Origin of the sequence: Kitasatospora griseola (assembly GCF_014648555.1) — a bacterium.
In the GTDB taxonomy this organism is placed as follows: Bacteria; Actinomycetota; Actinomycetes; order Streptomycetales; family Streptomycetaceae; genus Kitasatospora; species Kitasatospora griseola.
In genome coordinates this window covers 175,058-183,555 of record NZ_BMRI01000003.1, presented here as the reverse complement: position 1 = coordinate 183,555, position 8,498 = coordinate 175,058, and the positions used below count along the sequence as shown (strand labels likewise).

The window sequence follows — 8,498 nt, the reverse complement described above, 5'->3', positions numbered from 1 at the left end:
GGCCGAGCGAGGCGGCCGCCTCCAGCTGGCCCTGGTCGACCGAGAGGACGCCGGAGCGCACCACCTCGGCGGCGAACGCGGCCTCGTGCAGGGTGAGTCCGACGACGGCGGTGAGCGCCGGGCCGAGCAGGTCGACGGTCCGCACCGCGAACAGCTCGCCGGCGAACGGCACGCTCAGCGCGAGCCGCGGGTAGAGCGCGCCGATGTTGAACCAGAACAGCAGCTGGACCAGCAGCGGAGTGGCCCGGAAGATCCAGACGAATCCCCAGCTCAGCGTGCGCAGCACCGGGTTGCCGGACAGTCGGGCCACCGCCAGGCCGGTGCCGAGGGCGAAGCCGAGGACCATCACGACGGCGGTCAGCCAGAGCGTCAGCCACAGGCCGCGCAGGATCGCGGACGAGGTCAGGTAGGCGCCCACCACCGGCCACTCGAAGGCCGGGTTGCCGGCCAGCGAGCGCAGCAGCAGCGCGGTGGCGAGCAGCGCCAGGCCGCCGCTGACGTACCGCCAGGGGCGGCGGCGGGGGGCGATCGGCAGCTCGGCGGGCGGCGCGGCAGTGGCGCGCGCAACGGGCGGGGCGGTGGACGGGGCGGCGGGCGAGGCCATGAGGGCTCCATCGGGCGGCGGGGCAGGCGGTGTCCGCATGCCGTCACTCACGCGCGCCGCGTCCCTCAACGCGGCTGGTCCCGGCGGCAGTTCGGCCGGGCCCGGGCGGTACTCGCTCCGCCCCGATGGTACGGGCGGGCGGCGCGGCACTGTCAAGAGCGGCCAGGTTTCGCCCCGTGAACGATGGTTGACGGACCATCGGGGGCACTGCTCAACTGTTCGACATGACTGCCGGACAGCCCGCCCTGGTGACGCGAGGCCACATCGACTTCGGTCGGGTGTGGTCCGCCGCGTGTCGCGGCTGACCCGGCAGCGGGCCGCCTGACCGGCCCTTCTCCCTCCGGGAGTCCTCCCTCGGTCGCCCCGTCGCGGGCCGGGAAGCCGTCCGTCCGGACGGATCGACAGGCGTACGCTGCCGCCCTTTTCCTGCGTCCCCGCTCGCTCCGAGAGCCCACCGGCGCCCCGTCACGCGCCGCCCACCCGCCTGCCTGCCCGACCGGATTCCGGCCGGCTTCCCGCTGACTACCCGCCGACCCACCCGCCGACCCACCCGTCGTTCCCGTCCCGCCCGCCGAGGCGTCCCCCCGGCATGCCCGGACGCGGAACCGCGCCGACCCGAAGAGGCCTGCCATGCCCGTCGAGTTCCTCGGAATCGCCGCCACCGGCGACGGTTCGGAGACCACCGCTCGCACCACCCACGCCTTCGACCGCGACTACACCCTGCGCCTCGCCCGCGCCCACGAGGACCACGGCTGGGACCGGGTGCTGTTCGCCTACGGCGCCGGCTCCCCGGAGCCCGCCGCCTCCGCCGCGTACCTCGCCGCCAAGCTCGACACCCTGCAGATCCTGCTGGCGCACCGGCCGAACGTCTCCTACCCGACCTTCGCCGCCAAGACCTTCGCCACCCTGGACCGGATCAGCGACGGCCGGATCACCGTGCACTTCATCACCGGCGGCAACGACCACGAGCAGCAGCGCGAGGGCGACTTCCTGCCCAAGGACCGCCGCTACGACCGCACCCGGGAGTACATCCGGATCGTCAAGCGGGCCTGGACCAGCCACCAGCCCTTCGACCACGACGGCGAGTTCTACCGCTTCAACGACTTCGTCTCGGACGTCTTCCCGGTCCAGCAGCCCCGCCCGAAGGTCTCGTTCGGCGGCTCCTCGCCCGCCGCCTACGCCGCCGGCGGCGCCGAGGCCGACATCTACTGCCTGTGGGGCGAGCCGCTGGCCCGCACCGCCGAGCAGATCGAGCTGGTCCGGGCCGCCGCGAAGGCCGCCGGACGCACCGACGTCCCGCGCATCCAGGCGGCGTTCCGGCCGATCATCGCGCCCACCGAGGAACTCGCCTGGGAGAAGGCGCACCGCACGGTCGGCGCGATCAAGGCCCGGCGGCAGAACAACGACCTGGTGCGCGGCCGACTGACGGGCGCCCAGCAGCCGGAGAACACCGGTTCGCAGCGGCTGCTGGAGATCGCCGAGGCCGGCGAGCGCTACGTCCGGGCGCTGTGGACCCCGACCGCGGCCGCCACCGGCGGCGCGGGCAACTCCAACGCGCTGGTCGGCACCCCCGAGACGGTCGCCCAGGCGCTGCTCGACTACTACGACCTCGGCGTGGAGATCCTCTCGGCCCGCGGCTACGACCACGTCGACGACGCCGTCGACTTCGGCCGGTACGTCATCCCGCTGGTCCGCGAGGAGGTCGCCAAGCGCGACGCCGCCAAGGCCGTGGAGGCCGCGAACGTGGGGGCCGGGGCCGCGTGAGCACACTGACCGTCGAGCGGGCCGTCCTCGGCGACCCGCTCACCGAACCGCTGATCCGCGAGCTCACCCACGAGTACGTCGCCCGCTACGGCGCGGGCGGCCAGGAGGAGATGGCCGGCCACCCCGCCGGGGAGTTCACCCCGCCGGACGGCCTGCTCCTGCTGCTGCTGCGCGACGGCGAGCCCGTCGCGGGCGGCGCCTTCCGCCGCTACGACGCGCACACCGCCGAGCTGAAGCGGATGTGGACGGCTGCCGCGCACCGCCGCCAGGGCCTCGCCCGCCGGGTGGTGGCCGAACTGGAGTCCGCCGCCCGGGCGGCGGGCTACCGGCGGATCTTCCTCACCACCGGGTCGTTCCAGCCGGAGGCCAAGGGCCTCTACCTGGCGACCGGCTACACGCCCCTGTTCGACGTCACCGAGCAGTCGGCGGAGTTCCACCTGCTGCCGTTCGAGAAAGACCTGGCCGCCCCGACGGCCGGAAAGGCTCAGCTCCGATGAAGCACCCGCAGCACCCGAACCGTCCGAAGCGCCGACTCCTGCTCGGGCCGGCCGTCGCCGCCGTCCTGGTGCTGTCCGGCTGCGGCTCCGACCCGACGGCGGGTCCGGCGGCCGCGCCGGTCGGCGTGCAGCCCGACCAGGACGTGCTCGGGCAGGTGCGGAAGGACGACGCGGCGGCCGCCCTGCTGCCCGCCGAGGTGCGGGCCGCCGGCGCCATCAAGCTCGGCGGGGCGATCGGCACCCCGCCCGGCGCGTACTACCCGGACCCGGCCCAGCACCGGCCGGTCGGGCTGGACGTGGACATCGTCGACGGCGTCGCCAAGGTGCTCGGGCTGACGGTGCAGCGCGAGGACGCCGCGTTCGAGACCATCCTGCCCGCGCTCGGCAGCGGCAAGTACGACGTCGGCACCGGCAACTTCGGCGTCACCGAGGCCCGGCTGAAGACCGTCGACTTCGTCACCTACATCGACGACGGCCAGGGCTTCGCGGTGCGCGAGGACAACACCGCGCTGACCGGCGTCACCGAGCTGACGCAGCTGTGCGGACTGACCGTCGGCACCGGGGCGGGCACCACCTTCGAGGCCACGCTGAACGCCAAGAAGGAGGTCTGCGCGCAGGCCGGCCGCAAGCCCTACGAGGTGAAGGCGTTCTCCGAGAGCGGCGCCGTCACCACCGGCCTCCAGCAGGGCCGGCTCGACGTGGTGATGTCCACCATCAACGGCCTGCGCTACCAGGCCGCCCAGCCCGGCTCGCACGTCCGCTTCCTCGGCGAGTACCACCGCCTCGACGTGGGCTTCGCGTTCAAGAAGGGCTCGCCGCTCACCCCCGCATTCCAGGCCGCCGTCAACCGGCTGATCCAGGACGGCAGTTACCGGAAGATCCTGGCCAAGTGGGGCACCACCGACTCGGCGATCACCGAATCCCGGATCAACCCGCCCGAGCACCCCTGACCCCGGAGCCCCGCGATGACCACCACCACCGCCCAGCTGTCCCTCCGACCACCCGCCGACCCGACGGCCGAGCTGCCGATCGTCCCGCACCGCCGCCCCTGGCGGCTGGTGGCCGGCCTGGCCGCGCTGGTGCTGGTCGCCCAGTTCCTGCACGGGCTGGCCGTCAACCCCGGCTGGGACTGGCCGACCTTCCGCGCCTTCGTGTTCTCCGACAGCATCCTGCGCGCGGTCGGCGTCACCCTCCAACTCACCGCCTACGGAACGGTGCTGGGCTTCGCCCTGGGCGCGGTGATCGCCGCGCTGCGGCTGTCCGGCAGCCCGATCCTGCGGACCATCGCCTGGACGTACGTGTGGGCGTTCCGCTCCATCCCGCTGATCGTCCAGCTGGTGTTCTGGTTCAACCTCGCCTACCTGTACAAGCGGATCGGCTTCGGCATCCCGTTCGGCCCGAGCTTCGTCTCCTTCGGCACCATGGACCTGCTCGGCGCGCTCGGCGCGGCCGTCCTCGGCCTCGCCCTGCACCAGGCCGCGTACGCCGCCGAGATCATCCGCGGCGGGGTGCTCGCGGTGGACGCCGGGCAGCTCGAAGCGGCGGCCGCGCTCGGCATCCCGCGCTTCCGGCAGGCCTGGCGGATTGTGCTGCCGCAGGCGATGCGCGGCATCCTGCCGAACGCCGCCAACGAGGTGATCTCGCTGTTCAAGGGCACCTCGATCGTCTACGTGATGGCGATCGGCGAACTCTTCTACCAGGCGCAGGTGATCTACGGCCGGACCGGCCGGGTGGTGCCGCTGCTGATGGTCGCCACCGCCTGGTACGTGCTGCTGACCACCGTGCTGTCCCTCGTCCAGTACCGGGTCGAGCGGTACTTCGCCCGCGGCAGCGAACGCACCCCGCCGCCCACCCCCTGGCAGCGCCTGCGCGCCGCCGTCACCGAGATCCGGGAGAAGCAGACATGAGCAGCGGCACGGCGATGGTGGAAGTGCGCGGCGTCCACAAGCGGTTCGGGCGGCTGGAGGTGCTGCGCGGCATCGACCTCGACGTCCGGCCCGGCACCGTCACGGTGGTGCTCGGCCCGTCCGGCTCCGGGAAGTCCACCCTGCTGCGGGCGGTCAACCACCTGGAGAAGCTGGACCGGGGGTACGTCCGGGTGGACGGCGAACTGATCGGCTACCGGCGGGTCGGCGACAAGCTGCGCGAACTGCCCGAACGCGAGGTGCTCAAGCAGCGCACCCGGCTCGGCTTCGTGTTCCAGAACTTCCACCTGTTCCCGCACCTGACGGTGCTGGAGAACCTGGTCGAGGCGCCCGTCGGCGCACTCGGCGTCCCGCGCGAGCAGGCCCGCGCCCGGGCCCGCGAACTGCTGAGCCGGGTCGGCCTCGCCGACAAGGCGGACGAGTACCCGCGCCGGCTCTCCGGCGGCCAGCAGCAGCGGGTCGCGATCGCCCGGGCGCTCGCCCTGGAACCCAAGGTGCTGCTGTTCGACGAGCCGACCTCGGCGCTCGATCCGGAACTCGTCGGCGAGGTCCTCGACGTCATCAAGGACCTGGCCCGCACCGGCACCACCATGATCGTGGTCACCCACGAGATCGGCTTCGCCCGCGAGGTGGCCGACACCGTCGTGTTCATGGACGGCGGAGTGGTCGTCGAACAGGGCCCGCCCGCCCAGGTGCTGGACGCCCCGCAGCACGAGCGCACCCGCGCCTTCCTCGCCAAGGTCCTCTGAACACCGCCCACTCGCAAGGAGTCGTCCCCATGTCCGCCGTGATCCGCCGCACCGCCGCCCCGGCCGCCCTGGCGCTCGCCGCCGTCCTGCTGCTCACCGCCTGCGGCTCCGGCGGCACCGCCGCCGCCGACCTGGGCGGGGCCGGTGCGGGCACCGCGCCCAACGGCGTCAAGGTCAACCTGACGCCGGAGCAGCACCGCGTCACCACGCCCAAGGTCGACGCCCTCGCCGCACTGGTGCCCGAGGAGATCCGCCGAAGAGGCACCCTGCAAGTGGTGGACAACCTCGGCACCGTCCCGCCGCTGGACTTCCACGCCACCGACGACCGCACCATCATCGGCGCCGAACCCGACCTGGCGTACCTGATCGGCAACGTCCTCGGTCTGAAGGTCGAACTCACGCCGGTCTCCTGGGAGAACGTCTTCGTCGGCCTGGACAGCGGCAAGTTCGACGTCGGCATCACCAACATCACCGTCACCGAGGCCCGCAAGGAGAAGTACGACTTCGCCACCTACCGGCTCGACATCCTCGGCTTCGAGGCGAAGAAGGGCGGCGGCTGGAAGGTCAAGGGCCCGGCCGACGTCGCCGGGCACACCATCGGCGTCGCCTCCGGCACCAACCAGGAGAAGCTGCTGCTCGACTGGAACGAGCAGAACGTCAGGGCCGGGCTCAAGCCGGTGGACGTGAAGTACTACCAGAACTCCTCCGACTACTACCTGGCCCTCGGCTCCGGCCGGATCGACGCCTGGCTCGGCCCCAACCCGTCCGGCGCCTTCCACGCCGCGCAGACCGGCGAGACCGAGATCATCGGCACCTACTCGGGCGCCGGCGACCAGGTCCTCGGCAAGATCGCCGCCACCACCAGGAAGGACAACGGCCTGATCAAGGCGCTCGGCGGAGCCATCGACGAGCTGATCAGGAACGGCTCCTACGCCGAGGTGCTGAAGCGCTGGGGACTGGACAACGAGGCCGTGCAGAGCTCCGAGATCAACCCGCCCGGCCTGCCGAAGAACTGACCGCCCGGGCGGGGTGCGGTCACCACCGGTGCGGAATGCGTTCCAGCACCCCGCCCGCGAACACGTCGTACAGCGGCAGCGACTCCAGGTGCACATAGCCGATGTGGCAGTCGCACTCGCCCAACGGGCAGGACCGGGGCAGCAGTTGGCTCCGGTAGGAGTCGTCGTACAGGTTGCCCAGCGGCGGCCGGACGAAGTGGCAGCGGCGCACCGTGCCGTCCCCGTCCACCGACACCACGCTCTCCCCGGTGCGGCACGGCAGGCCCGCGCTGCGGTGCGGGCGGCGGCTGTAGCCGAACAGCGGGTCCAGCTCCGTCCAGTCGGCCGCCTCCGCGTCGTCGTAGGCGTGCCCGTCCGCCGCGTTCACCCACAGGTAGACGGACGGCGGCAGGGCCGCCCGCAGCCGGCGGGCGTCCGCCAGGTGCTCCGGCTGCCCGACCACACCGACGCTGAACCGCACGCCCAGCGCCGTCAGCTCGGCGCACTTGGCGAGGAACCGCTCCTCCGTCACCTGGCCCGGGTGGTACGTCACCCAGAGCGCCAGCTTCGACAGGTCCGCCTCGGCCAGCCAGCCGGTCCGGCAGCTCGCGTTGGTCTGGATCGCCACCCGCTCCAGGTGCGGCAGTCGGCTCAGCTCCACCATCGCCCGCCGGTACCAGGACCGCACCAGGCCCTCGCCCCACGGCGTGAACAGCACGGACAGGCGGCCGTGCTCGTATCCGGCGGCCCAGTCGGTGAACCGCTCCAGCGCGGCCCGGTCGGTGCGCAGCAGCTCCGGGGTGTCCCGCCGCTTGGCGAACGGGCAGTACGGGCAGTCGTAGTCGCAGGAGGACAGCGGGCCCCGGTACAGGACGGTCAGGGTGCTCATTTCGGCGCGTACCCCGCCATCCGCTCGCGCACGCCGGCGGAGAACAGCCGCGGGCCGATCGCGTCCGACCAGGCCAGGCCCTCCGGGGTGAGCAGCAGGCGGCCCCCGTCCTCGGCCAGCCAGCCGTTGGCGGCGAACCCGGCCAGCTCGGACGGGAAGTCCTGCCCGGGCGTGCTGCCGAAACGCCCCCGGTAGGCCGTCAGGTCGACGCCCTCGCCCTGCAGCAGCGACTGCACCAGGTGGCGGCGGCGGGTCTCCTCGTCCGTCATCTCCCAGCCCAGCTCGGCCCGGGAGAAGTCCGGGGCGGCGACGTAGTCGTCGATGATCCGCCGCACCTCGCGGGCGTCCACCGCGTAGTCGAACGAGTAGTGCAGCTTCGAGGTGTACGAGCGCGCCCCGCAGCCCAGGCCCACCATGCCGTCGGTCTGGCAGGCGTACTCGCCGGCGCTCGCGCTCGCCGCGCCGGCCCGGCGGAACATCCGCATCGACACCTGCTCGTACCCGTGCGCCAGCAGGTGGTCCCGGCCGGCCCGGTACAGCGCCAGGCGCTGCGCGTCCCATTCGGGGGAGGCCGCGTGGTCGGCGTGGCGGCCGAGACCGGTCAGCGGGCGGACGTACAGCGGGTACAGGTACAGCTCCTCGGGCTGCCAACTCAGTGCCGCGTCCAGGGACTTGATCCAGCTGGCGGGCGTCTGGCCGTCGATCCCGTAGATCAGGTCGATGTTCAGCACCGGGAAGCCGGCGTCCCGGACCCGGCCCAGCGCCGCCTCCACCGCCGCCCGCTTCTGCGGCCGGACCGCCGACCTCGCCTCCTCGTCCAGGAACGACTGCACGCCCAGGCTCAGCCGGGTGGCGCCGCGCTCGGCCAGGACCTGGAGGCGGTCCGCGGTGGCGGTGTCGGGGGAGGCCTCGACGGAGAGCGGGATGCCGCGCAGATCCGCGCCCATCCGGTGCTCGGCGATGTCGCAGAGGCGCTCCAGCTCGGCCGCCGTCAGATAGGTCGGCGTGCCGCCGCCGAACGCCGCGAGAGCGAACCCGGCGGCGCCGGAGAGCGCGTCCCGGACCTGGCCGGCCT

The 8,498-nt window shown here is 73.0% G+C and carries 9 protein-coding genes; 6 read left to right on the top strand and 3 right to left on the bottom strand.

Going from position 1 to position 8,498, the window contains the following annotated elements; genetic code table 11:
* On the bottom strand, positions 1–604 hold a 604-nt coding region (locus IEZ12_RS37710; RefSeq protein WP_229847248.1), incomplete at its 3' end, for an ABC transporter permease subunit.
* A 630-nt stretch (positions 605–1,234) separates the two neighbouring features.
* Here IEZ12_RS37710 and IEZ12_RS05000 point away from each other — a divergent pair.
* Genes IEZ12_RS05000 through IEZ12_RS04975 form a run of 6 tightly spaced genes read left to right on the top strand, consistent with a single transcriptional unit; the run spans position 1,235 to position 6,555 of the window.
* Positions 1,235–2,368 (top strand): LLM class flavin-dependent oxidoreductase, encoded by a 1,134-nt coding sequence (locus IEZ12_RS05000; protein ID WP_189270998.1) that lies wholly within the window; start codon positions 1,235–1,237, stop codon positions 2,366–2,368.
* The gene (locus IEZ12_RS04995) at positions 2,365–2,865 is read left to right on the top strand and encodes a GNAT family N-acetyltransferase (RefSeq protein ID WP_189270997.1); all 501 of its coding nucleotides are present in this window, start codon (positions 2,365–2,367) and stop codon (positions 2,863–2,865) included. The genes IEZ12_RS05000 and IEZ12_RS04995 overlap by 4 nt, the downstream gene beginning before the upstream one ends.
* Positions 2,862–3,815, top strand: a complete 954-nt coding sequence (locus IEZ12_RS04990; protein ID WP_189270996.1) for an ABC transporter substrate-binding protein — start codon at positions 2,862–2,864, stop codon at positions 3,813–3,815. The genes IEZ12_RS04995 and IEZ12_RS04990 overlap by 4 nt, the downstream gene beginning before the upstream one ends.
* 15 nt (positions 3,816–3,830) lie before the next feature.
* Complete coding sequence (locus IEZ12_RS04985; RefSeq protein ID WP_189270995.1) at positions 3,831–4,772, top strand: amino acid ABC transporter permease; 942 nt, start codon at positions 3,831–3,833, stop codon at positions 4,770–4,772.
* Complete coding sequence (locus tag IEZ12_RS04980) at positions 4,769–5,539, top strand: amino acid ABC transporter ATP-binding protein (RefSeq protein WP_308430987.1); 771 nt, start codon at positions 4,769–4,771, stop codon at positions 5,537–5,539. Before IEZ12_RS04985 ends, IEZ12_RS04980 begins: the two co-directional genes overlap by 4 nt.
* A 29-nt stretch (positions 5,540–5,568) precedes the next feature.
* Entirely contained in the window at positions 5,569–6,555 is a 987-nt protein-coding gene (locus IEZ12_RS04975; protein WP_189270994.1) for an ABC transporter substrate-binding protein, read from the top strand.
* A 19-nt stretch (positions 6,556–6,574) separates the two neighbouring features.
* On the opposite strand, the gene IEZ12_RS04970 is transcribed toward IEZ12_RS04975, so the two are convergent.
* Entirely contained in the window at positions 6,575–7,423 is an 849-nt protein-coding gene (locus tag IEZ12_RS04970) for an STM4011 family radical SAM protein (RefSeq protein WP_189270993.1), read from the bottom strand.
* Positions 7,420–8,498 (bottom strand): STM4012 family radical SAM protein (locus IEZ12_RS04965; RefSeq protein ID WP_229847247.1); only part of this gene is annotated, 1,079 nt, incomplete at its 5' end. The genes IEZ12_RS04970 and IEZ12_RS04965, both read right to left, overlap by 4 nt.

Coding starts and splice junctions, on each gene's coding strand:
- IEZ12_RS05000 (WP_189270998.1), top strand. CDS start 1,235: ATGCCCGTCGAGTTCCTCGGAATCGCCGCCACCGGCGACGGTTCGGAG.
- IEZ12_RS04990 (WP_189270996.1), top strand. CDS start 2,862: ATGAAGCACCCGCAGCACCCGAACCGTCCGAAGCGCCGACTCCTGCTC.
- IEZ12_RS04985 (WP_189270995.1), top strand. CDS start 3,831: ATGACCACCACCACCGCCCAGCTGTCCCTCCGACCACCCGCCGACCCG.
- IEZ12_RS04980 (WP_308430987.1), top strand. CDS start 4,769: ATGAGCAGCGGCACGGCGATGGTGGAAGTGCGCGGCGTCCACAAGCGG.
- IEZ12_RS04975 (WP_189270994.1), top strand. CDS start 5,569: ATGTCCGCCGTGATCCGCCGCACCGCCGCCCCGGCCGCCCTGGCGCTC.
- IEZ12_RS04970 (WP_189270993.1), bottom strand. CDS start 7,423: ATGAGCACCCTGACCGTCCTGTACCGGGGCCCGCTGTCCTCCTGCGAC.